The following is a 24,309-nucleotide window of genomic DNA, read 5'->3' as shown; positions in this document are numbered from 1 at the left end:
GCAGGAGCCCTGGATCATGGGCGTGTCGCTCGCGGCCTGAGCTCCTGCCTTCGCAGGAGCGCTGACGCTGCTTCAATCTGAACGAGATGAACTTAGCGCTACCGAACCACCCGGATCAGGTAGCTCGTCGTCGCCGGCTTGCCGACCGCGATCTCCCATCCCGGCTCGATCATCTTGCCCCTGATCTCCGGCCCGATCGGCCGCGCCGATCCGTCGAGCGGCTGCGCGAACACGCCGACCGCGCCTTCGAGGTCCTTGAGCTGGATCCAGCCGGTGATCGGCTCGATCACCGTCGGCGCGGTGCCCCAGTTGGTCAGCATCGCGCGCCGTTCGTCCCAGACCTGGCCGCTGTTCTCGACCTTGCCGGTGGTGGTGAGCAGCATCCGGTTCGACAGGTTGAGCGGCTTGCCGTCCAGCGACGACAGCGTGACCGTGGCAAAACGGTTGCGGATGTCGGCCGAGAGGTTGCGCGTCTGCACCTCGGCATTGGCGCTGACGAACCCGACCAGCGCCTGGCTGCGCGGGCTATCGATCGTCACCAGCCCGTCCTTGCCGCCCTGGGTGCGCCAGCTGAGCTCGCCGGTGTCCGAAACGATCGGGTTCATCGGCGGCAGCGGCGCCGGCAGGCTCGGCTTGCAGTCGAGGCAGGAGACCCGCGAACCGTGGACCAGCGGGATCATCATGTCGAAGCCCGGCGTGTAATAGGGCATCGCCGCGCGCGGCAGCCGCGAGGCTTCGCTGATCTGGTCAGTCGAATAGGACCGCGTCAGCACCTCCTTCGCCGCCGACACGTCGCTGCGCAGGAACAGCATCGCGCCGGCCGGCATCTGCGCCATCTTCACCGGATCGAGCGTCATGTCGAAATGGTCGCCGATCATCGGCGTCCACCGGCCGGCGATCTTGGTCTCGAAGGTGTAGAAGAAGATGCCATCCCAGTCCTGCAGCGCCGCATAGGACGCCAGGATCGGGATCATCTCCGACCCATAGTCGCTGGGATAGGGGTGGTTGACCTCGCTCACCGTAAACGGCTTGCCGACCGTCGCCGAGCGGGCGAGCTTCTGGATGATCGACAGCTCAGGACTGTTGACCATCGGCTCGTTGCGGCGGCCGTAGATGGCGGGATGCTGCCAATAGACGTGCGCGTCCATGACGTCGGACTTCATCGCCGTCCGCATCAGCGGCTGGTTGGCGATGAAATAGGTGTGGTCCGCGGTCGGGATGATCGGCGACTTCACCCCCACCTCGTCGCGCAGGAAGCGCCTCATCTCGGCATGGAAGTCGACCTCGACCTGCGTCAGGAAGCCGAGCTCCGCGTCGAGCCGGAGGCGCGGCGCCTCGGGATGGTCGCCGCGGCGCATGAAGGGGACCGGCTGCCCCTCGGCGACACCCGCTATCCGGCGCAGCTCGGCCACTTCGGCCGGCGTGCGGTTCTTCGCCAGCCAGTCGTTGTACATGCCGACCAGCAGCGCCTGGTAATGCGGCGTCATGTCGAGCTGGATGTTCGCCCCGCCCGGCACGCGCTCGCCGCGCAACCAGTTGCGCATCCAGAATTCGAGCAGCGAATTCTCGTTCAGCACCTCGACGATCACCACCGCCGGATCGTCGGCGTAGCGCAGCTTGGTATAGGGATTGAGGTGGCCGAGCAGCTGCTTCGCATATTCCTTCTGCGCCGCGATCAGCTCGGGACCGAAATAGGTGAAGGCCTTGGCCGGGCCGAGCAGCTCGGCGTCGGGGATGCCGTCGCCGGCCTTGTAGCGGCGGCCGACGTTGAGGTTGAAGTCGACGTAGATGCCGTTCTTCTTGAGCTCGGCGATCCAATAGTCGAGCCGGTCGAGCCGCTCGGCGTTGAACGCGCCGCGGCTGGAGGGCTGGTCCCAGCGGATCAGCCCGCGCGGGGCGTGGGTGAAGGGCCCGGCGGTCGGAGAGACGTCCTCGCCAGCGTTGCGGATCGGGTTCACCGTGTCGGGCATGTCGAGGAAGTGCAGCCGCACGCAATTGACCCCGAGCCGCGCCAGCGCGGCGGCATAGGTCTCGGCATCCTTGTGCGACGGGATCTCCTCCGATCCCACCGCCCAGCCGGTCATGTTGACGCCCCAGCAGCGGAAGCGCCTGCCGTCCGGCCGGTAGAGGTGGCCGTCCTTGACCTGGATGAAGCCGTATTTCCCAGCCGGGCCGTCCAGCAGGAAGCGGGCGTCAGCGGCGGAATCGGCCCTCAGCTCGTGGTTGACCGGAAAGGGCTGGAGCGGAATGTCGGTTTGCGCCAGGCCCGGTCCCGCCATCGCAATCGACGCGGCCGCAAGGATATTCCTGGCTCGCCATTTCACCATCACCCCTCTCCCCTTAGAATCCGTCCCGTTCGGATCGAAAGCAATGTCGGTGCTCCTGCGAAGGCAGGAGCTCTGGCCTCAAGCGGCACCCCGGCGATCCAGGGCTCCTGCCTTCGCAGGAGCACGAGTCCCCGCTTCCCGTTCAGCGCGTCCTGATCTTGAGTGCGTAGGGAAAAGCCCCGTCGCCGACCGGCGGCAAGGCGACCTCGAGCCCCCTGGGTGTCTGCTGCCACTTGATCGTGCCGCCGCCGAGCAGCTCGATGCTCCTGATCGGCGCGTCGAGATAGGGCGTGCCGGCGTAGAGCGTCTTGACCAGCACCCGCCCGTCCTTCGGCCGCGCCAACCCCAGCGCGTAGAGCGTGTCGCCCTTGGTGGTGAAGCGGATGTCGGCCGGCGTGAAGCCCTTCACCGCCGACTCCTCGACCTGCCCGCCGACGCGGACCTGGCCGGACTTGGTCGGCCCCTCACCGAAATATTTGAACGGCCGCGTGCCGTAGATCGCCTCGCCGTTGACCTTGAGCCAGCCGCCCATCCCGCGCAGCACCGTCGCGATCTCGTCGGGGATAGTGCCGTCGGCCTTTGGCCCGACGTTGAGCAGCAGGTTGCCGTTCTTGCTGACGATGTCGATCAGATCGGCGACCAGCGACTGCGGCGTGCGGTAGGTGTCGTTCTGGGCATAGCCCCAGCTGTGCACGCTGACCGAGGTGTCCGACTGCCATGGCGTCAGCTTGAGCGCGTCGGTCTTGCCGCGCTCCATGTCGAACAGCGCGCTGCCCTCGGCGAACTGCGAACCCTTGTAGGCGATGATGCCCTGCTCGTGCCGCGCGGCGGTGCGGTTGTAGTAATAGGCGGCGGTGTCGCGCATCAGCGGCGCGAACATCGGGGCCGAGGTCCACCAGTCGAAGTAGATGAGCTCGGGCCGGTACTTGTCGATCAGCTCGGTGGTGCGCGCCATCCAGTCGTCGAGGAACGCCTTGTCCGGCGGCATCCAGTTCTGGAGCGAATCGCTGTCGGGCCAGGTCGTCGGCGCGTCGGCGGGAAGCCCGGTCGGTGCCGCCGGGCCGTAGAGGCCGGCGTACTTCGGATCGTTGACGTCCGAATCATAGGTGCGGTCCATATGGTACCACCACCAATGCTCCGCGCGGTGGGAGGAGAGGCCGAAATGCAGGCCCTTCGCCCGCGCCGCCTCTGCGATCAGCCCGACGACGTCGCGGCGCGGCCCCATGTCCGCCGCGTCCCATTCGGTGAGGTCGGACGCGTACATCGCGAAGCCGTCGCAATGCTCGGCGACCGGCACGACGTAGCGCGCGCCGGCGTCGGAGAAGAGCTGCACCCAGGCGGCGGGATCGAACTTCTCCGCCTTGAACCGGGGGATGAAGTCCTTGTATCCGAACTTCGACTGCGGGCCGTAAGTCCTGACGTGGTGCTCGTAGGCGGCGTTGCCCGGCACGTACATGTTGCGCGAATACCATTCGTTCGCGAACGCCGGCACCGAATAGACGCCCCAATGGATGAAGATGCCGAACTTGGCGTCGCGGAACCACTCCGGGGTGCGATAGCCCTGGCGCAGCGAATCCCAGTCCGACTTGAACGGCCCCTGCGCGACGCCCGTCTGAACCTCGCGCAGCTTGGCTGCGACCTTGGCCTGATAGCCCGGCACCTCGGCGGCCGCCGGCACCGCGGCCGCCAGCGCGAGCAGCGATGCCGACATCGCGGCCATGCGCCCGATCGAACCCTTGATCCCGGCCATCGTGCCTCTCCCCGCTTGTGCTTTCGCCATCGTTAGCCGGGCAGCGGAGGTCGGATCAACAAAAATCCTATAATCACACTAATTAACTAGAATCGTCATGCCGGACTTGATCCGGCATCCAGAGCCAAGAGCGGCGTCGCCCGTGACCCTGGATGCCGGATCAAGCCCGGCATGACGTTAGAGACGATAGCGCCGCCGGCTTCGGACCGCCGGTCGCCCAGTCGAGCAGCTCGACGGTATGGACCACCGGAATCGCCGCGCGCTGTCCGATCTGCACCGCGCAGCCGATGTTGCCGGTGGCGATCACGTCGGCGTCGAGCCGGGCGAGATGCGCCGCCTTCCGATCGCCGAGCTTCCCGGCGATCTCGGGCTGGAGGATATTATAGGTGCCGGCCGAGCCGCAGCACAGGTGCGCCTCCGCCGGGGTGCGCACGACATAGCCGGCGCCGGCCAGCAGTCGCTTCGGCGCCTCGGTGACCTTCTGGCCATGCTGGAGCGAGCAGGCGGCGTGATAGGCGACCGTCAGCCCGCGTCCGTCGCCGCCAGGCAGCTCCGCCTCGACCAGCAGCTCGCTCACGTCCTTGGCCAGCGCCGACACCCGCGCTGCCTTGTCGGCATAGGCCGGGTCCTCGCGCAGCATGAAGCCATAGTCCTTGATGGTGGTGCCGCAGCCCGAAGTGGTGATGACGATCGCGTCGAGTCCGCCGTCCTCGATCAGCGCGGTCCAGGCGTCGACGTTGCGGCGCGCGGCGGCGAGGCTCGCCGCATCCTTGCCCATGTGATGAACCAGGGCGCCGCAGCAGCCTTCGCCGGGCGCGAACACCACGTCATAGCCCGCGCGGTTGAGCAGACGCACCGTCGCCGCGCGGATCTCGGGCCGCAGCACCGGCTCCGCACACCCCTGCATCAGCGCCACGCGGCCGCGCGATTGCGGTGCCGGCGACGGTGCGCTTGACGGAGGCGGCGGCACTCGCTTCGGCGCCAGTGCCAGCATCGCCGCCATCGGCTTCAGCGCCGCGATGCGCTCGATCAGCGGCGTCGCCGGCCGCGCGAGCCGCGCCAGCGCCAGCGCCAGCCGGAACCGTCCCCGATGGGGCAGCACCTCGGCCAGCAGCGCCCGGAACAGCCGCTCGCGCCAGGGCCGGCGATAGCGCTCCTCGATATAGGCGCGCGCATGGTCGACCAGGTGCATGTAGTTCACGCCCGACGGGCAGGTGGTCATGCACGACAGGCACGACAGGCAGCGGTCGATGTGCTTGACGATCTCCGCGGTCGGCTCGCGCTCGTTCTCGAGCATGTCCTTCATCAAGTAGATGCGACCGCGCGGGCTGTCGAGTTCGTCGCCAAGCAGGACATAGGTCGGGCAGGTCGCGGTGCAGAAGCCGCAATGCACGCACTTGCGGATCACCGCCTCGGAGGCGGCCATCGCCGGATCGGCGAGCTGCTCGGGAGAGAAATTGGTCTGCATGGCCTAGAAGCGCCCGGTCTCGAACACGCCCGCCGGATCGAAGGCGCGGCGCACCCGTTCCTCCAGCGCGGCGACGCCTGGCGCGGGCGGGTGGAATGTCGGGACCTTGGCGCGCATCGCCTCGGGCGCGCGCACCAGCATGGCGTGGCCGCCGACCTTCGCTGCGGCTTCGCGGACGAGCGTCGGATCGCCGTCGAACGCGACCCACACCAGCCCGCCGGCCCAGTCGAACAGCCAGCGCGCGCCGTGCGGCTCCAGCGTGGCTGCGACCGCAGGTCCGCTGCTCGGCGGCACGTTGACTCGCCAGAGGGCGGTCGAAGTCTCAAGCGGCGCGCGAAGCCTCTCCCACCAACCCGCATCTTCCTCGCCATCGAGCGCGACCACCGCACCATGCTCGCCAAGCAGCTGCTCGATCATCCGGCATCGCGCCTTCACCGACGGCCCGAACCCGAGCAGCCGAAGCGCCATCATCGAACGCCCATCCCCCGCCGGCAGATAGGCCGCCGCGCCGACCTCGGCCGGCGATCCCATCGCCGCCGCCATCACCTTCACCGCCGCCGCCGGATCGAGCCCCTCCACCGCCCGCGTCGCGGCGATCGGCGGGCGCGGCAGCACCTTGAGCGTCATCTCGGTGATCGCGAACAGCCGGCCCCAGCTTCCCGCCGCGAGCTTGGGCAGGTCGTAGCCGGTAACGTTCTTCACCACCTTGGCGCCCGCGACGAAGCTCTCCGCCCGCCCCGACACCGCGCGCAGCCCGAGCAGGTGATCGCGGGGCGCCCCGCCAGACAGCCGGAGCGATCCCGCCACGCCCGCCGCCACCGCGCCGCCGATCGTCGCCGCGCCCGCCACGTCGCCCAGGATCGGCCCATGGTCGAACGGGTCGAACGCCAGCCGCTGCCCGCGTCCGGCGACCAGCGCCTCGACCTCCGCCAACGGCGTGCCCGGCCGCACCGTCAGCACCAGCTCGGCCGGATCATAATCGACCACGCCGGCCAGTCCCGAAAGGTCCAGCACCCGTGCCTCGGATCGCGGCGCGCCGATCGCCGCCTTGCTGCCGCCGCCGCGGATGTCGAGCGTCGTCCCGGCCCGGATGGCGTCGGCGATCGCGTCGCGGACCTCGTCTTCGCCGGTCGGTCGCATCAGAAGCGCGGCAGCTCGGGATGGGGCATCTGCCCCCGATGGATGTGCATCCGGCCGAGCTCGGCGCAACGGTGCAGCGTCGGGAACACCTTGCCGGGATTGAGCAGCCCTTGCGGGTCGAACGCGCATTTCAGCCGCTGCTGCTGCGCCAGATCATCCTCGCCGAACATCGTCGGCATCAGGTCGCGCTTCTCGACGCCGACGCCATGCTCGCCGGTCAGCACGCCGCCGACCTCGACGCAGAGCCTGAGGATATCGCTGCCGAACGCCTCGGCGCGCTCGAGCTGGCCGGGCTGGTTGGCGTCGTAGAGGATCAGCGGATGGAGGTTGCCGTCGCCGGCATGGAAGACGTTGGCGACATCAAGCCCATATTGCTCCGACAGCGCATTCATCCGCTCCAGCACCTCGGGCAGCCGCCGCCGCGGAATGGTGCCATCCATGCAGTAATAATCGGGCGAGATGCGTCCCACCGCCGGGAACGCGGCCTTGCGCCCCGCCCAGAAGGAGAGCCGCTCCGCCTCGTCCTGCGACGCGCGCAGCGTGGTCGATCCGTTCGCCCGCGCGATCTTGGTCACTTCCTCGACCAGATGGTCGCACTCGGCGCCGACGCCGTCGAGCTCGACGATCAGCAGCGCCTCGACGTCGAGCGGATAGCCGACCTGCACGAAGGCTTCGGCCGCGTGGATCGCCGGCCTGTCCATCATCTCCATGCCCGCCGGGATGATGCCGGCCGCGATCACGTCGGCGACGCATTGCCCTGCGCCCTCGACGCTGGGGAATCCGATCAGCAGCGCCCGCGCGCCCTCGGGCTTCGGCAGGATGCGTACCGTCACCTCGGTGACGACGCCGAGCAGCCCCTCCGACCCCACGACCACGCCGAGCAGGTCGAGCCCGGCCGGATCGAGCTGCCGTCCGCCCAGCCGCACGATCTCGCCGTCCATCATCACCAGCTCGACGCCGAGCACGTTGTTGGTGGTGAGCCCGTACTTCAGGCAATGCACCCCGCCCGAATTCTCGGCGACGTTGCCGCCGATCGAGCAGGCGATCTGGCTCGACGGGTCGGGCGCATAGTAGAAGCCGCGATCCTCGACCGCGCGGGTGATGGCAAGGTTGGTGACGCCCGGCTGCACCACCGCGATGCGGTCGTCATAGTCGATGTCGAGCACGCGGTTGAACTTGCCGAGCCCCAGCAGCACCGCGTCCGCCAGCGGCAGCGCACCGCCGGACAGCGACGTGCCCGATCCGCGCGGCACCACCTTCACGCCCTCGGCATAGCACCAGCGCAGCACCTGCGAGACCTGCTCGGTCGTCTCGGGCAGCACCACCACCATCGGCATCTGGCGATAGGCGGTGAGCCCGTCGCTCTCATAGGGACGCAGGCCGTCGGGGTCGGCGATCACGCCCTCGCCCGGCACGATTCGCCGGAGCGCGGCGACGATCGTGTCGCGCCGCGCCAGCGTGTGCGCATCCGGCTCAGGCATCCTCAGCGTCATCCCGTTCCCCTAGTCGCGTCCTCCCACGCAGGCAAAGGATCGCCACTTGCACTACTCATTATACCAGCATACCATGATCGCCAAGTCAGCTTTGCGGAGGGTTCACATGGTCGCGATTGCGCTGTTCGGCGCGGGCGGGAAAATGGGGGGGCGCCTGTCGCGCAACCTCAAATCGAGCGACTACGACGTCCGCCACGTCGAGCTGAACGAAGCCGGTCGCGCCCGCCTGCACGACGAGCTCGGCATCGAGTGCGTCGACCAGGCGGCGGCGCTCGACGATGTCGACGTGGTGATCCTCGCCGTTCCCGACACGCATGTCGGCAAGGTCGCGCACGAGATCTCGCCTGCGCTCAAGCCCGGCACGATGGTGGTCGCGCTCGATGCCGCCGCGCCCTTCGCCGGACATTTTCCCGACCGGCCCGATCTCACCTATTTCGTCACCCACCCCTGCCATCCGCCGATCTTCAACGATGAGACCGATCCCGCTGCGCGCGACGACCGGTTCGGCGGGCTCCACGCGCGCCAGAGCATCGTCAGCGCGCTGATGCAGGGACCGGAGGAGCATTACGACCTCGGCGAGGCGATCGCCAAGGTGATCTGGGCCCCGATCCTGCGCTCGCACAAGGTCACCGTCGAGCAGATGGCACTACTCGAGCCGGGCCTGTCCGAGACGGTCTGCGCCTCGCTGCTCGACATCATGCGCGAGGCGATGGACGAGGTGGTCGACCGCGGCGTCCCCGCGGAGGCCGCGCGCGACTTCCTGCTCGGCCACATGAACATCCTGGCCGCGGTGATCTTCAGGCACGTTCCCGGCGTCTTCTCCGACGCGTGCAACAAGGCGATCACCTTCGGCAAGCCCGCGCTGATGCGCGACGACTGGAAGAAGGTGTTCGAGCCCGACGAGCTCGCCGCCAGCATCCGGCGGATCACCTGAAACGCGGTTTTGGTCTAAGGCTCCCGGAAAAGAGGAGCGGGATCGGGAGAGGCAAGTGATCGCAAGGCGCACGGTTCTGGGCATGTTGGGAGCAGCGACCCTGGTCGCGGGCTGCTCGCCCACTGCCGACGCCGGGCACGGCATCATCGCGATCATCACCCCGCCCTACGACAACCCCTTCTTCCGCGCCCAGGCCGAAGCGGCGCGCGACCGCGCGGTGGCGCTCGGCTACGAGCCGCTGATGCTCGTCCACGACGACGACGTCAGCAAGCAGTCCGAGATGATCGACACGGCGATCGCGCGGGGAGCCAAGGCGATCATCCTCGACAACGCCGGCGCCGCCGCCACCGTCGCCGCGGTGCGCCGGGCCAAGGCGGCGGGCGTCCCCTCCTTCCTCATTGATCGCGAGCTCAACGTGCGCGGCGTCGCGGTCTCGCAGATCGTCTCGAACAACTATCAGGGCGCGCAGATCGGCGCCGAGGCGTTCGTCGAGGCGATGGGCGAGAAAGGCGCCTATGCCGAGCTGGTCGGGCGCGAGGCGGACACCAACGCGACGATCCGGTCCGAAGGCTTCCACGCGATCATCGACCAATACCCCGATCTCAAGCTCGTCGCGCGCCAGTCCGCCAGCTGGAGCCAGACCGAGGCCTATGCCAAGATGGAATCGATGCTGCAGGCCAATCCGCAGATCAAAGGGGTGATCGCGGGCAACGACACCATGGCGATGGGCGCCTGGGCGGCGCTCAAGGCGGCGGGACGCACCGACGTGATCGTGGTCGGCTTCGACGGCAGCGACGACGTCAAGCAGTCGATCCTGTCGGGCGGCATCCGCGCGACCGTGCTCCAGCCCGCCTCGCGCCAGGCGCGGATGGCGGTCGAGCAGGCGGACGCGTACCTGCGTGCCGGCAAGACCGGCGCGCCCGAGAAGCAGCTGATCGACTGCATCCTGATCGTGCCGGGCAACGCCTGGCGGCTCAGCAACTTCGATATGCGCGCATGACGCGGGCCGCCTGGATGATCGCGCTGGCGCTGCTCGCCGGCTGCCGGCTCGAGACGCGCGAGGAGGCCGCGCGCCATGCGGCGAGCGCCGAGGTCGCCGACATCGACGGCATGGCCGACGAGGCGGCGCGCGGCCTACCCGCCGCGATCGCCGGCAAGGCGGCAACATTCCAGCCGGGCCGCACCGGCGATGCCGCGCTGGCCGTGCGCCTCGCCGGCCGCGTGCTCGCGGTGAAGGGCGGCGAGCGAGCGCGTTCGCTCGCCATCGACGCCGATGGCGACGGCAGCGCCGACGCCATCGTCCAGCTCGGCCCGGTGGTGCGCGGCACGGCGCTGCGCGACGCGCTCGGCACGCGCACCTTCAACGACTTCGACAGCCAGATCGAATATGCCCGCTACGCGCGCGCCATCAACGACCGCATCGTCGGTCAGGCACGCGGCGCGGCGAAGGGCCTGGCGCCCGGCGCGCACGTCGAGGTGATCGGCGCCTATGTGCCCGGCGACGACCGGCCGGCCTTCATCACACCCGCCACGATCCGGCTCGTCGCATGACTGCCCCGCGCCTCCGCGCCGAGCGCGTGTCGAAGCTCTATCCCGGCGTGCAGGCGCTCGACGGGGTCGACTTCGACGTCCATGCCGGCGCGGTCAACGTGCTGATCGGCGAGAATGGCGCGGGCAAGTCGACGCTGATGAAGATCATCGCCGGCGTCGAGCCGCCGGGCGCCGGCCGGCTGCTGCTCGACGGCGCGGAGGTGAGCTTCGCCGACCCCGCCGCGGCCGCGCGGCAGGGCGTGTGCATGGTGTTCCAGGAGCTGAGCCTGTTCGCCAATTTGAGCATCGCCGAGAACGTCTTCATCGGCCGCGAGCGCTGCCGGCTCGGTATCGACATCGACCAGGGCTTCGAGATCGAGCGCGCCCGCGAGGTGCTGGCACGGCTCGGCCACCCGCTCGATCCGCGCGCGCTCGTCTCCACGCTCACTATCGGCCAGCAGCAGATCGTCGAGATCGCCCGCGCGCTGGCACAGGATGCGCGCGTGCTGATCCTCGACGAGCCGACCTCGGCGCTGAGCGCGGCCGAGGCGGAGACGCTGTTCGGGGTGATCGCCGAGTTGAAGGCGCGCGGCGTCGCCATCGTCTACATCTCGCACCGGCTCGAGGAGCTGAAGCGGATCGGCGACCATGTGACGGTGCTGCGCGACGGCCGCCTCGTCGCCACCGCCGAGATGCACGACGTCGACGTGCCGTGGATCGTCCGTCAGATGATCGGTCGCGACGCCCCCGCTCGTGCTGAGGCAGCACGCGACGAGCCGGGCGCGGAGGTGCTGCGCGTCACCGACCTCGCGCTGCCCCGCGAGCGCGGCGGCTTCACCGTCGATCACGTCTCGCTGACGGTGCGTGCAGGCGAGATCGTCGGCATCTACGGCCTGCTCGGCGCCGGGCGCACCGAGCTGCTCGAGTCGATCATCGGCTGCCGCCGCGACGCGACCGGCCGGGTCGAGATCGCCGGCACCGACGTGACCGGCCGCGACGTCGCGGGACGCATGGCCGCCGGCGTCGCGCTGGTGCCGGAGGATCGCCGCCACGCCGGCTTCGTCCACAGCTTCTCGGTCGCGCGCAACCTGACGCTGGCCAGCCTCGGGCGCTTCACCCGCCTCTTCCACCTCGACCCTTCGCGCGAGGCCGAAGCCGTGAAGGCCTCGACCGGCGATCTCGCGATCAAGACGGCGGGCCCTGACACGATGGTCACCACCTTGTCAGGCGGCAACCAGCAGAAGGTGGTGATCGGCAAGGCGCTGCTCACCCGGCCCAGGGTGCTGCTGCTCGACGAGCCCACGCGCGGTGTCGACGTCGGCGCCAAGGCCGAGCAGTACCGGCTGATCCGCCGTCTCGCCGACGAGGGGCTGGGCGTGCTGTTCGCGACGTCCGAACTCGACGAGCTGACCGCACTCGCAACCCATGTGCTGGTGATGCGCGAAGGAACGATCGCGCTCGACCTCCCGTGCGGAGCGGCGGACCATGACGGCATCACCGCCGCGGCCAATCCGCGTGCCGAGGCGGCCTGAAGGGGGATAGGATGGCAGGCGACATACTGCTTGTGCTGATGCGGCTGAGGACGGTGATCGCGCTGGTCGTCGTGCTCGCCGTCTTCTCCGCCGCCGCGCCCAATTTCCTCAGCAGCGCCAACATGGTGCTGATGCTGAAGCATGTCGCGCTGAACGCGATCCTGGCGATCGGCCTGACCTATGTGATCGTCGCGGGCGGCATCGACCTGTCGGTGGGGTCGGTGGCGGGGCTCGCAGGCATGGTCGCGGGGTTCCTGATGCTGAACGGGGTGCCGGTCGGCGGCGACCTGCTGGTGCGCTTCAATCTCGTCGAGATCATCCTGATCGTGCTCGCGCTCGGCGTCGCGATCGGGCTGATCAACGGCCTGCTGGTGGCGCGGCTCAAGGTCGCGCCGTTCATCGCCACGCTCGGCACGCTCTACGTCGTGCGCGGCGCCGCGCTGCTGTCGTCGGACGGGCGGACCTTCCCCGACCTGGTCGGCGATCCCCATTACGGCACCGACGGTTTCCCAACGATCGGCGGCGGCTACTGGCTCGGCCTGCCGGTGTCGGTGTGGATCCTCGCCGTCATTGCCGCGCTTGCCGCCTATGTCGCGATGCGCACCCCGCTCGGGCGGCAGGTCTACGCGGTCGGCGGCAACGCCCATGCGGCGGCGCTGTCGGGCATCCGCGTCAATCGCGTGCTGGTCGTCACCTACATGGTCTCGGGCTTCTGCGCGGCGGTGGTCGGCCTCATCATCGCCTCCGAGCTGCAGGCGGCGCATCCCGCGACCGGCGAGACCTTCGAATTGAACGCCATCGCCGCGGCGGTGCTGGGCGGTGCCTCGATGAGCGGCGGGCGGGGCACCGTCCTCGGCACCCTCGTCGGCGCGGCGGTGATCGGCGTGCTCGGCGACGGCATGGTGATGATGGGGGTGAGCGCCTTCTGGCAGATGGTGATCAAGGGCCTCGTCATCATCGCCGCGGTGCTGCTCGACGGCGCCCAGGCGCGGCTCCAGCATCGCGTCGCGATCCGGCGCGCGGCGGCGATGGCATGACGCTGCGCGGCGCCCTCATCGGCTGCGGCTTCTTCGCCGCCAACCAGCTCCACGCCTGGCGCGACTTGGAGGGCGTCGAGATCGCCTCGGTCTGCGACACCGATCGTGCACGCCTGACCGCGACCGGCGACCAGTTCGGCATCGCCGCGCGCTATACCGACGCGGCGGAGATGCTCGCGGCCGAACGGCTCGACTTCGTCGACATCGCCACCACGCCGCCCAGCCACCGCACACTGGTCGAGCTCGCCGCACGTCATCGTTTGCCGGTGATCTGCCAGAAGCCCCTCGCCGCCGCCTATGCCGACGCCGAGGCGATGGTCGCCGCCTGCGACGCCGCCGGCGCGCCGATGATGGTGCACGAGAATTTCCGCTGGCAGGCCCCGATCCGCGCCCTGCGCACCGCGATCGACGAAGGCCGGATCGGCCTACCCTTCTTCGCCCGCTTCGCCTTCCGCTCGGGCTTCGACGTCTACGCCGCCCAGCCCTATCTCGCCGAGGGCGAGCGCTTCATCATCGAGGACCTCGGCATCCACATCCTCGACGTCGCCCGCTTCGTGATGGGCGAGGCGACGACGCTCACCTGCCGCATCCAGCGCGTCAACCCGGCGATCTGCGGCGAGGACGTCGCGACGATCATGCTCGGCCATGCCGGCGGCGCCACCAGCATCGTCGACTGCAGCTACGCGACGCCGGTCCGCGACGAGCTGTTCCCCCAGACGCTGATCGAGGTCGACGGCGACCGCGGCCGGCTGCGGCTGGAGGCCAACTACCGCCTCACCGTCGAGGACCGCGACACCATCGAGGTCCGCGACGCCTCCCCGCCGCTGCTCCCTTGGGCAGAGCGGCCGTGGCACGGCATCCAGGAAAGCGTGCTGGCGATCCAGCGTCATTGGCTCGACTGCCTCGCCGCCGGCCGCGAGCCCGACACCTCCGGCCGCGACAATCTCCGCACGCTCGCGCTGGTCGACGCCGCCTATCGCAGCGCCGTCGAGGGTCGTACGATCGATGTCGGGCCGCGCTGAAGAGCTCTACGGCACCGACGAGCCCGAGCCGCAGCCGTTGCGGCTGGCGGCGGGTCCGCTGTCGTTCGAGCTGGTCGGCGGCAATATCCGCTCCGTCCGCGTCGGCGGGAGTGAGGTGCTGCGCGGCATCCAGTATCTGGTGCGCGACCGCGACTGGGGTACGCTGGCACCGGCGATCAGCGACCTGGTGGTGAAGGAAGGTCCGGAAGGCATCACCGTCGCCTACCGCGCCTCCGTGCGCGGCGACGATGGCGCCATGCTCGGCTATGCGGCGACGATCCGTGCCACCGCCACTGGCCTGGACTTCATCGTCGAGGCCGTCGCCGAGGACGACTTCACCACCAACCGTCTCGGCTTCTGCGTGCTCCACCCGGCCGGCCTCGCCGGAGCTCCGCTCACCGTGGAGCACGGTGGCGGCAGCATCGAGCGCTCCGCCTTCCCAACGCGCATCGAGCCCTGGCAGCCCTTCACCGACATCCGCGCGCTGATCCACCGCCAGGACGGGGCGGCGATCGCCTGCCGCCTCGATGGCGACGACGCCTTCGAGATGGAAGACCAGCGCAACTGGTCCGACGCCTCGTACAAGACCTACATCCGCCCGCTCGCGCGGCCCTGGCCCTATGTCGTGCCCGCCGGCACGCTCGACCGACAGTCGGTGAAGGTCGCCATCGAAGGCTCGCTGTCGGCGGCGCCGCAAACGAACGGCCCGATCACGATCACGCCCGGCGATCCGATCGGCACGATGCCCCGCATCGGCCTGGTGGTCACGCCCGCCGAAGCCGCCGCCGGTTTCGCACAGGCCAAGGCGCTGAGGTCGATCGCGCCGCAGGACCTGCTGCTCACCTTCGAGGCCCACGCCGGTCACGGCGCCGCCGAAATGGCCGCCCTGGCGGAAATCGCTCGCATCCTCGATGCCCGCATCACGCTCGAGTGCGTCATCGCCGCAGCCGATCTCGATGCGGAGCTCGGCCTGGTCGCCGATCACGTCGCCCGTGCCGGGCTGAAGCTCGACGCGCTGTCGGTCTTCCCCGCCCCCGACCTGCAATCGACGCCGCCCGGCAGCGAATGGCCTGCCTGCCCGCCGCTGGAGCAGGTCTATGCCGCTGCCCGCCGCGCCTTTCCCGGCGCTGCGCTCGGCGGCGGCATGTTCGGCTATTTCACCGAGCTCAACCGCAAGCGCCCACCGCTCGCGCCGCTCGACTATGTGACGCACGCGACCTGCCCGATCGTCCACGCCGCCGACGACCTCAGCGTCATGCAGACGCTGGAGGCGATCCCGCACATCGTCCGCTCCGCCCGCGCGATCATCGGCGCCAAGCCCTATCGCCTCGGCCCTGTCACGATCGGGATGCGCCAGAATCCCTATGGCTCGCGCACGATGGACAATCCCGACCGCCGCCGCATCCCCATGGCGCAGGTCGATCCGCGCCAGGACGGCCGCTTCGCCGCGGCGTGGACGCTCGGCTATGTCGCCGCGAGCGAGGAGGCGAGCCTCGACGCGTTGACGCCCGGCGCGCTGACCGGCCCCTTCGGGCTGCTCGGGGACAATGGCCCGCGTCCGGTGTTTGCGACGGTAAGGAGCCTCGCCGCACTCGCCGGAGCGCCGCGCCGGTCGTGCCGCTCGTCCGCGCCCGAGCGGGTTCTGGGAATCGCAACGGATCGCACGATCCTGCTCGCCAATATCACCGCCGACTCATGCGAGGTCCGCATCGAGGGCACCGCGCACCGGCTCACCCTCGACGCCTATGAGACAATGGTCCTCCCGACGAGCTGATTCCTCTGCCCCCCGGCCTTAACCGGACGCCCCGGCATCCCGCGTATGCGCATAGAGGTGGTTCGATCGCGTGAGGTGCCGCACCATCGCCTGCTCGGCCCCTTCCGGATCATGCGCCGCGATCCGGTCGATGATCTCGCCATGCTCGGCCAGCGTTCGCTCGCTCTGGCCCTGCCAGATCAGCATATGGGCGTGATACTGCTGCAGCCAGCTCAGCATCCCTTCGCTGACCGCGCTGTAGATCGGGTTGGCGGTGATCCGCGCGATCCGCGTGTGGAAGCCCATGTCGGCGCGCACGAATGCCGCGGCGTCGCCGGTCACCGCGCGCTGCCGCTCGACGATCCCGCGCAGCTCCGCGACGTCGTCGGCGCTCGCCTGCTCGGCGGCCTTGCGCACCATGCCGCGCTCGAAGAAGCTGCGCGCCTCCTTGAGATGCTCCAGCGACTGCGGCGAGGTCGACAGCAGCAGCTGCGCCACCGTATCGATCTGCCGGATCGCCGCCTGCGCCGTGATCTCGCGCACGCGCGCGCGCTCGCCATGACTGATCGTCACCAGGCCCAGATTGGCGAGCGCCTGCATCGCCTCGCGGATCGCAGGCCGGCCGACACCGAAGCGCGTCATCAGCTCGCGTTCCGACGGCAGGCTTTCGCCGGGGCCGCGTTCGCCGCTGACGATCATCGCCTTCAGCCTGTCGAAGACTTCGTCCGCCAGCTTGCGCCTGACGATGGTTTCACTGTCCGACGGGGTCACGGATGCGATCTTCTTCCCAAAGTAGCTGGCGATCAAGTCGCTTGCGGACAACCTAGGCCGGCACCTGCTCGCTCGTTTCGCCGGCCGGCAGCCTCACTGGTATGATGAGCTAAAGAGCTCCCGCTTCGCAACAGTTCGTTTGTTTAATAATATTATATTATTATAATAAGATAAGATTCTCGTTGCTCATTATACCAGCATACCATATAACCGCCTGACCGCTAACAGAGCGACCGGCGCCGCCGGATCGATCGGCAGCGGCAGGGAGATCAGGCCGCAAGCACCGCATTCCAGTCGGGCACGGCCAAGGAGAGGGGAGTCTCAAGATGACGACATTCGGCTGCGTCCGCACATCTTTGCGCACGCTGCTTGCGAGCGGGGCCGCCGGATCGGCGCTCTGCCTCGCCGGCATCGCCCATGCCCAAACCGCGCCGTCGGAGCCGGCCCAAGCCGAACCGGGCGGCGATCAGGTGCCTGCGAGCGACATCATCGTCACCGGCTCGCGCATCGCCAGTCCCTCGCTCACGTCGCCCTCGCCGCTGCAGGCAGTGACCGCCGAGCTGATCGAAAACACCGGCGCGACCAACGTCCAGGACGTGCTCCAGCAAATCCCGGCGGTCGGCGTCCCGACCCAGAGCCGCGTCACCGGCGGCAACGACACCAATCCGGGCCTGGCGACGGTCAACTTGCGCAATCTGGGATCGGACCGCACCCTGGTGCTGATCGACGGCCGCCGCACGGTCGCCGGCATTCCCGGCACCGCACAGGTCGACCTGTCGATGATCCCCGCGCCATTCGTCGAGCGCGTCGACGTGCTGACCGGCGGCGCCTCGGCCGTCTACGGGTCCGACGCGATCGCGGGCGTCGTCAACTTCATCTACAAGAAGAAGTTCGAGGGGCTGCGCCTTAATGTCCAGTCCGGCATCTCCGAGCACGGCGACGACTGGCGGTTCTCGGCCAACGCGACATTCGGACAGAACTTCGCCGGCGACCGCGGCAACCTGATGGTCTATGCCGGCTGGAACCAGGAGGGCGCGGTCGACAACGCCGATCGCGAGCGCACCGCCACCTCCTTCGCCAGCCTCGGCAATTCGCAGCGCGTGGGCGGCAACAACGACGCCAACCTGACCGCCGCGCAGAACCTGTTCACGCGGCTCTATGCCCCGTCGAACGTCGGGCCGGGCGGCATCTTCAACTTCGGCGGCGCCGGCAACCGCATCATCCAGCCCGACGGCAGCTTCCGCGGCTACAATGTCGCGCTCGACGGGTTCAACGCCGCGCCATACGGCCAGATCGCATCGCCGTCGAAGCAGATCACGCTTGCCTCGCGGCTCAACTACGACGTGACCGACCACGTCAACGTCTTCTTCGAATCGACCTATGTGAACTATCGCACCAACGGGCGCCGCGAGGCCTCGCCGATGCGCACCGACAGCGCCTTGGGCGCGTTCACCGGGACAGGCGGCTATTACCCGATCCAGTTCAGCGTGCTCGATCCCAACACCGGCCAGGCGGTGATCCTCAACAACCCGCTGGTCCCGGCCGCGGTGTTCGCCGCGGCCGACAATCGCAACAACAACGATGCGATCAACTCCAAGGACATGAGCTTCCTGATCCGCACCACCATGTTCCCGCCGGGAACGCGCAGCACCCCGACCGAGCGCGACAATTTCCGCGTTGCCGGCGGCGCGAAGGTCGACCTCGGCGGCAGCTGGAACCTCGACGCCTATTATCAGTACGGCTTCACCAAGCAGAATCAGAAGATGACCGGCCTCGCCGACCTCTACCGCCTGGCGGAGGCGCTGCAGGTCATCCCCGACGCCTTCGACTACGACCGCGACGGCAACACGACCGAGGCGATCTGCGTCAACGCCAACGCCCGGGCGCAGGGCTGCGTGCCGATCGACGTCTACGGCCTCAACCCCGACGGGACGAGCAAGATCTCGCAGGCCGCGGTCGATTATCTGCGCACCGAGATGAGCCGCGAGTCCAAGCAGGAGATGCAGGTCGCGGCGGTCAACCTCACCGGGTCGCTGTTCAAGCTGCCGGCCGGTCCGGTGCAGGTGTCGGTGGGCGCGGAGTATCGCCGGGAATCGAGCCGCGAGGACTTCGACCCGCTGACCAACGCGGCGCGCAACGGCTACGTCCAGCTGCTCGACACCAGCGGCAGCTTCAACGTCAAGGAACTCTATGGCGAGATCGTCGTCCCCATCCTCTCGGACACGCCGTTCTTCGACAGTCTGACGCTGCGCGGGGCGGGCCGCATGTCGGATTATTCGACGGTCGGCACCTTCTACGCCTGGAACGTCGGCGCCGAATGGGCACCGATCCCGGACATCCGCTTCCGTGGCGTCTATGCGCTCGCGGTGCGCGCGCCGAACATCGGCGAGCTGTTCGCGGCGTCGGCGGCGGGCATCATCACCATCACCGATCCCTGCCAGGGCGTGACGCTGACCCAGACCGGCTCGACCGCGGAGAACTGCCGCGCCGATCCGGGCGTGCTCGCCAACATCCAGCAGAACGGGGCGTTCACGCTGACCTTCTCCGACACGCAGGGCGTCGGCGGCGTCACCGCGAGCAACCCCGACATCCGCGAGGAGACGGGCAAGACGCTGACGCTCGGCGTGGTCGTCAATCCGCGCTCGATCGACGCGCTGCGCAACCTGACGCTCACCGCCGACTATTTCGACATCAAGCTGGAAGGCGCGATCAACCGCCTGGCCGCGGCGACCGTGCTCAACAAATGCTACCGCGACGGCCTGGCCGACTTCTGCCAGTTCATCACCCGACGATCGCAGGCGTCGGGCGCGTTCAGCGTCGGCTCGGTCGAGCAGATCGTCCGCGGCCTGATCAACAGCGGCGGCTCGTTCACGCGGGGCCTGGATTTCACCCTGAGCTACGGCCACGAGGTCCTGGGCGGCAGGGCGAGCCTCACGGCAAGCTGGACCCATCTGCTCAAGAACGGCTTCAACGCGCTGACCGGCGACCCCTACGACAACACGATGGGCGAGATCGGCACGCCGCGCGACACCGCCAACGTCAGCCTGTCGTGGGACAGCGACGATTTCGGCTTCACCGTCAGCAACGATTACATCGGACCGCAGGCCTTCGATTACGAGAACTACCAGACGACGTTCCGGCTGGCGGACGGTTCGCTGCCCGACAGCAAGTATTTCACCATCGATTCGAAGATCTACACCGACGCGCAGCTGCGCTTCAAAGGGATCGACCGGTTCGAATTCTACGTCGGCGTGAACAATCTCTTCGATGTCCAGCCGCCGCCAATCTACGTCGGTCCGCCGGTGTCGAACGCCAACGCGATCTGGGACCCGATCGGGCGCCGCTATTATGCCGGCGCGCGGCTGAACTTCTGACGCAATCCGCCAATCGAGAGTGGGCTGTCCGGATCGCTCGCTTCGATCGGACGAAGAAGGCGCAGGGTTGATAGGGAGAAGTCCGATGGAACGCCGCACCTTCCTGGCGGGTGCCGCAGCCGGCACCTTCGCCGTAGCGCTGAACTGGCCGGCGCCGTCGCCGGCCGAGGGCGGCGATCCGCTGCGCGACGCCTTCCGCGCGCCGCCGCCCGATGCCAGGCCGCACACCTGGTGGCACTGGATGAACGGCAACGCCACCGCCGACGGCATCACCCGCGACTTGGAGGCGCTGGCGCGGGTCGGCGTCGGCGGGGTGCAGATGTTCGACGTCGGCTGCGGCATCCCCGCCGGCCCCGCGCGCACCTTGAGCCCCGAATGGGTGAAGCTGGTCCGCCACGCCGCCGACGAATGCGGCCGCCTCGGCCTGTCGTTCACCCTCCACAACTGTCCCGGCTGGTCGTCGAGCGGCGGCCCCTGGATCACGCCCGAGCTGTCGATGCAGCAGCTCGTCTGGAGCGAGGCGGCCGTCGAGAGCGGCGCAGTAGACCGCATTCTCCCCAAACCCTTCACCCGCCTCGGCCATTATCGTGACGCGATGGTGGTCGCTTTCCCCGCCCTCCCCGGTGATCGGACGGAGGGGCAAGGCCAGATCGTCCGCGCCACGCTCGACGGCGAGGCTGCCGATATCCGCGTCCTCACCGACAGCGACACCGCCACCACCTTCGACGTGAAGCCGGGCGATACGCCCGTGCAGCTCGTGCTCGAATTCGCCGCGCCCTACCGCGCCCGCGCGTTGGTCATCCGCGCCACCTCCGACGGCAGCGCCAATTTCGCGCAACAGGCGATGATCCGGATCGAGGCGTCCGACGACGGCCGCGGCTATCGCGCGATCGGTGAGGCGCAGGTGCCCAACTGGCGCCTGCACACCATCCCCCCGATCGTCGCGAGCTTCGAAGCCGCCACCGCCCGCTTCTTCCGCATCGCCTTCCCCACGCCGATGAAGGTTGCCGAGCTGTCGCTCTCCGCCGACCCGCGCATCGCCGACGTCGGAACCAAGGCCGGCTGGGGTCGCGACGCCAACCAGGGCGAAGCACCCGGCCCCGGCTCCGCCCCCGCGATCGATCCCAGGTCGGTGATCGACATCAGCCGCCACATGGACCCGGACGGCCGCCTCCGCTGGCAGGCACCCGCCGGCACCTGGACCATCCTCCGCTTCGGCCACACCGCCACCGGCGCGCGCAACGTCTCCGCCTCGGCGGACGGCGGCGGGCTCGAATGCGACAAGTTCAGCGCCGCCGCGCTCGACTTCCACTTCGACAGATATTTCGCCGAGGTCCTCCCCACCCTCGAACGCCTGGGCAAGCGCGACCTCGCCGGGGCGATCATCGACAGCTACGAAACCGGAATGCAGAACTGGACCGCGGATTTCCCCGCGGAGTTCCAGGCCCGCCGCGGCTATGCCATCAATCCCTGGATGCCCGCCCTCACCGGCCGCATCGTCGGCGACGCGGAGAGCTCCGAACGTTTCCTCTGGGACCTGCGCCGCGTCCACGCCACATTGATGGAGGACCGCTACTACGGCCGCTTCCACGAGCTGTGTCGACGCCACGGCCTGATCTCCTACACCGAACCCTATGGCAACGGCCCGTTCGACGATCAGCAGGCCGGCGCCAAGGTCGACGCGCTGATGGGCGAGTTCTGGGTGCGCGGCGGCGCCGCCGCCTATTCGGTCAAGGTCGCCGCCACCACCGCCCATGTCCACGGCAAGACCTTCGTCGGCGCCGAGAGCTTCACCGGCCGCCCCGCCCAGTCGCGCTGGCTTGAGCATCCCTATGCGATGAAGGCACTGGGCGACGAGATGTATACGCTCGGCCTCAACCACTTCGTCTTTCACCGCTACGCCCAGCAGCCGCACCCGACCGCGAAGCCCGGCATGACGATGGGCCCCTGGGGCTTCCACTTCGACCGCACCAACACCTGGTTCGAGGACGCCGGCCCTTGGCTCGCCTACGCCGCCCGCTGCCAGCACATGCTGCGCCAGGGTCATTTCGCCGCCGACATCCTTTATTTCGCCGGCGAGAACTCCCCGGTCCAGGTGCCGACCCACGTCGAGGAGCCGGTCGCCGCCACCCTCTCGGGCGCGCGGCCCGGGCTGCCGCAGCCGGTCCCCGCCGGCCACGATTATGACGTCGCCGACGCCGAGGTGCTGCTGAAGCGCGTCCGCATCGAGGACGGGCACATCGTCCTCCCCGAAGGCACGAGCTACCGCGTGCTGGTGATGCCCGAGGACCGCCGCATCACCCGCGAGCTGCTGGCGAAGCTCGCCGGGCTCGTCCGCGCCGGCATGTGGCTGGTCGGCCCGCGCGTCGAGCATTCGCATGGCCTCGCCGGCTATCCAGAGAGCGACGCCGAGGTCCGCCGCCTCGCCGCCGAGCTGTGGGGCGACCTCGACGGCCGCACCCGCACCTCGCGCACCGTCGGCAAGGGCCGCGTGTTCTGGGGCGTGCCGCTCCGCGAGGTGCTCGACGCCGCCGCCTGCCCGCCCGACGTCGAGATTTCCGCGCGCACGCCCGACCCCTTCGTCAACTGGATTCACCGCCATGTGGACGGCGCCGAAGTCTATTTCGTGGCGAACGGCCGCCGCCGGGCGGAGGACCTCGTCTGCACCTTCCGCGTCGCCGGCCGCCGTCCCGAGCGCTGGGACCCGATGACCGGCGAGACCAGCCCGCTGCCGGTCCACGAACAGGCGGACGGCCGCACCCGCGTCGCGTTGCGGCTCGAGGAGGCGGGATCGTGCTTCATCATCTTCCGCGAGCCGGCCGAAGCCGGCGCGCCGGCACTGACCGGCCCGACAGGCACTGTCCTGCAGGCCCGCCCCTATCCGGCACCGGCGGCGCGCGAGGCGGTCGACAGCTTCGTCGTCACCGCCTGGATCAAGCCCGAGACCGATCTCTGGCCGATCGATCCCGCGATCGCCTCGACCAGCGACGCGCCCGAGATCGCCGCCGCACGCAACGCCGCGCTCGCCCGAACCGGCGGCGGAATGGATCGGCTGGGCGTCAGCGGCGCGAGCTTCCTGATCGATCCGCCCGCGGGGGATGCGACCTATGGCGCAGGCCACGCCACGCTGGCGGTCTCGGCTGGCCGCAACGGCGTGATCCTCTACGAGAACCGCGGTTCCACCTATCCGCCGATCCTCGCTGTTTCGGCACCGATCGCCGGCTGGACCCATCTCGCCGTCAGCTACGACGATGGTCGCCCGGCCATTTTCCTCGACGGCAAGCTCGTCGCAACCGGCTCCCGCTCGGCGGCGCGCGTCCATGCGGCGCTCGGCCGCCATGTGACCCGCCCGCGCTATTTCGAAGGCGACGTCGCCGCGCTCGAGCTCTACCCGCGGCCGCTGGCAGACATCGCTCAGCTCGCCGCCGCCGGCCCGCCGGCCCCGGATGGCCCGCCCGCGGTCGAGGTCGCTGGCGACGGCCTGCTCGTCTGGCGGAACGGCCGCTACGCGCTCGGCGAGCGCACCCTCGATACGAGCGGTCTCATACCGGCGGCGACGCTCGCCGGCCCCTGGCAGGTGCGCTTCCCGTCCGATCTCGGCGCGCCGCCGTCGGTCACGCTCGATCGGCTGTCGTCGCTGCACCGCCACGCCAACTTCGGCGTCCGGCACTTCTCCGGCACCGCCGCCTGGCGCACCCGCTTCGACGTGCCCACGCGCGCGCTCGGCCGCGACCGCCGCCTGTTCCTCGACCTCGGCCGGGTCGAGGTGATCGCCGCCGTCCGCGTCAACGGCCGCGATCTCGGCAAGCTGTGGAAGCCGCCGTTCCGCATCGACGTCACCGACGCGGCGCGCGCGGGGGCGAACGAACTGGAGATCGCCGTCACCAATCTCTGGCCCAACCGCCTGATCGGCGACGAGCATTTCCCGGCGGAGTACGACTACACCGTCACCAACGCCGGCTCGACCGGCGGCATCGTAGCGCTGCCCGACTGGTACCGCGAAGGCCGCCCCAAGCCGCCCGGCCAGCGCGTCGCGTTCGCGACCTGGAAACACTATGCCGCCGCCGCACCGCTGCTCGAATCCGGCCTGCTGGGGCCAGTGCGGCTGCTCCAGGCAGAGCGCCATCCGCTCGATTGATGGTTGATGCGAGGACCGAACGCACCCGCCATCGTCCTGC

General features: G+C 69.2%; 15 protein-coding genes. 9 read left to right on the top strand and 6 right to left on the bottom strand.

The features are described from left to right. Positions 1 to 98 precede the first annotated feature (98 nt). The 5 genes from ACMGER_RS08360 to ACMGER_RS08340 form a co-directional block, all read right to left on the bottom strand. Complete coding sequence (locus ACMGER_RS08360) at positions 99 to 2,327, bottom strand: glycoside hydrolase family 5 protein (protein WP_436811618.1); 2,229 nt, start codon at positions 2,325 to 2,327, stop codon at positions 99 to 101. A gap of 142 nt (positions 2,328 to 2,469) precedes the next feature. Continuing rightward, positions 2,470 to 4,077: an alpha-L-fucosidase gene (locus ACMGER_RS08355; RefSeq protein WP_436811617.1), complete on the bottom strand. Its 1,608-nt coding sequence runs from the start codon at positions 4,075 to 4,077 to the stop codon at positions 2,470 to 2,472. A gap of 160 nt (positions 4,078 to 4,237) precedes the next feature. Then, on the bottom strand, positions 4,238 to 5,545 hold the full coding sequence (gene glcF, locus ACMGER_RS08350) for a glycolate oxidase subunit GlcF (protein WP_436811616.1): 1,308 nt from the start codon (positions 5,543 to 5,545) through the stop codon (positions 4,238 to 4,240). A gap of 3 nt (positions 5,546 to 5,548) precedes the next feature. Beyond that, positions 5,549 to 6,685 carry an FAD-binding protein gene (locus tag ACMGER_RS08345; RefSeq protein ID WP_436811615.1) on the bottom strand — a complete coding sequence of 379 codons (1,137 nt, stop codon included), beginning with the start codon at positions 6,683 to 6,685 and terminating at the stop codon, positions 5,549 to 5,551. After that, complete coding sequence (locus ACMGER_RS08340; protein WP_436811614.1) at positions 6,685 to 8,178, bottom strand: FAD-linked oxidase C-terminal domain-containing protein; 1,494 nt, start codon at positions 8,176 to 8,178, stop codon at positions 6,685 to 6,687. The genes ACMGER_RS08345 and ACMGER_RS08340 overlap by 1 nt, the downstream gene beginning before the upstream one ends. Before the next feature lie 106 nt (positions 8,179 to 8,284). Here ACMGER_RS08340 and ACMGER_RS08335 point away from each other — a divergent pair, with 106 nt between their 5' ends. The 7 genes from ACMGER_RS08335 to apnL are packed head-to-tail and all read left to right on the top strand — an operon-like array spanning position 8,285 to position 16,007. Continuing rightward, entirely contained in the window at positions 8,285 to 9,112 is an 828-nt protein-coding gene (locus tag ACMGER_RS08335; protein ID WP_436811613.1) for a phosphogluconate dehydrogenase C-terminal domain-containing protein, read from the top strand. 55 nt (positions 9,113 to 9,167) lie between these two features. Next, entirely contained in the window at positions 9,168 to 10,112 is a 945-nt protein-coding gene (locus ACMGER_RS08330) for a D-ribose ABC transporter substrate-binding protein (RefSeq protein ID WP_436811612.1), read from the top strand. Next, positions 10,109 to 10,663, top strand: coding sequence for a DUF2291 family protein (locus ACMGER_RS08325; protein ID WP_436811611.1), 555 nt, complete (start codon positions 10,109 to 10,111; stop codon positions 10,661 to 10,663). The genes ACMGER_RS08330 and ACMGER_RS08325 overlap by 4 nt, the downstream gene beginning before the upstream one ends. Next, the gene (locus tag ACMGER_RS08320) at positions 10,660 to 12,174 is read left to right on the top strand and encodes a sugar ABC transporter ATP-binding protein (protein ID WP_436811610.1); all 1,515 of its coding nucleotides are present in this window, start codon (positions 10,660 to 10,662) and stop codon (positions 12,172 to 12,174) included. Before ACMGER_RS08325 ends, ACMGER_RS08320 begins: the two co-directional genes overlap by 4 nt. 11 nt (positions 12,175 to 12,185) lie before the next feature. Then, on the top strand, positions 12,186 to 13,211 hold the full coding sequence (locus ACMGER_RS08315) for an ABC transporter permease (RefSeq protein WP_436811609.1): 1,026 nt from the start codon (positions 12,186 to 12,188) through the stop codon (positions 13,209 to 13,211). Beyond that, positions 13,208 to 14,233 (top strand): Gfo/Idh/MocA family protein, encoded by a 1,026-nt coding sequence (locus ACMGER_RS08310; RefSeq protein WP_436811608.1) that lies wholly within the window; start codon positions 13,208 to 13,210, stop codon positions 14,231 to 14,233. The genes ACMGER_RS08315 and ACMGER_RS08310 overlap by 4 nt, the downstream gene beginning before the upstream one ends. Next, positions 14,217 to 16,007 (top strand): D-apionate lactonase, encoded by a 1,791-nt coding sequence (gene apnL / locus ACMGER_RS08305; protein ID WP_436811607.1) that lies wholly within the window; start codon positions 14,217 to 14,219, stop codon positions 16,005 to 16,007. The genes ACMGER_RS08310 and apnL overlap by 17 nt, the downstream gene beginning before the upstream one ends. Positions 16,008 to 16,025: 18 nt before the next feature. On the opposite strand, the gene ACMGER_RS08300 is transcribed toward apnL, so the two are convergent. Further along, a complete protein-coding gene (locus ACMGER_RS08300; RefSeq protein ID WP_436811606.1) occupies positions 16,026 to 16,757 on the bottom strand; it encodes a transcriptional regulator NanR in 732 nt (243 codons plus the stop codon). Between the two features lie 326 nt (positions 16,758 to 17,083). Here ACMGER_RS08300 and ACMGER_RS08295 point away from each other — a divergent pair, with 326 nt between their 5' ends. Together ACMGER_RS08295 and ACMGER_RS08290 are read left to right on the top strand one after the other, a co-directional pair. Further along, positions 17,084 to 20,131 carry a TonB-dependent receptor plug domain-containing protein gene (locus tag ACMGER_RS08295; protein ID WP_436811605.1) on the top strand — a complete coding sequence of 1,016 codons (3,048 nt, stop codon included), beginning with the start codon at positions 17,084 to 17,086 and terminating at the stop codon, positions 20,129 to 20,131. Positions 20,132 to 20,216: 85 nt separating this feature from the next. Continuing rightward, positions 20,217 to 24,269, top strand: coding sequence for a glycosyl hydrolase (locus tag ACMGER_RS08290; protein ID WP_436811604.1), 4,053 nt, complete (start codon positions 20,217 to 20,219; stop codon positions 24,267 to 24,269). The last annotated feature ends 40 nt before the right edge of the window (positions 24,270 to 24,309 follow it).

This window comes from Sphingomonas astragali (assembly GCF_051400615.1).
In the GTDB taxonomy this organism is placed as follows: Bacteria; Pseudomonadota; Alphaproteobacteria; order Sphingomonadales; family Sphingomonadaceae; genus Sphingomonas.
The sequence above is the reverse complement of the archived record's forward strand: the minus strand, read 5'-3'. Positions and strand labels throughout refer to the sequence as shown.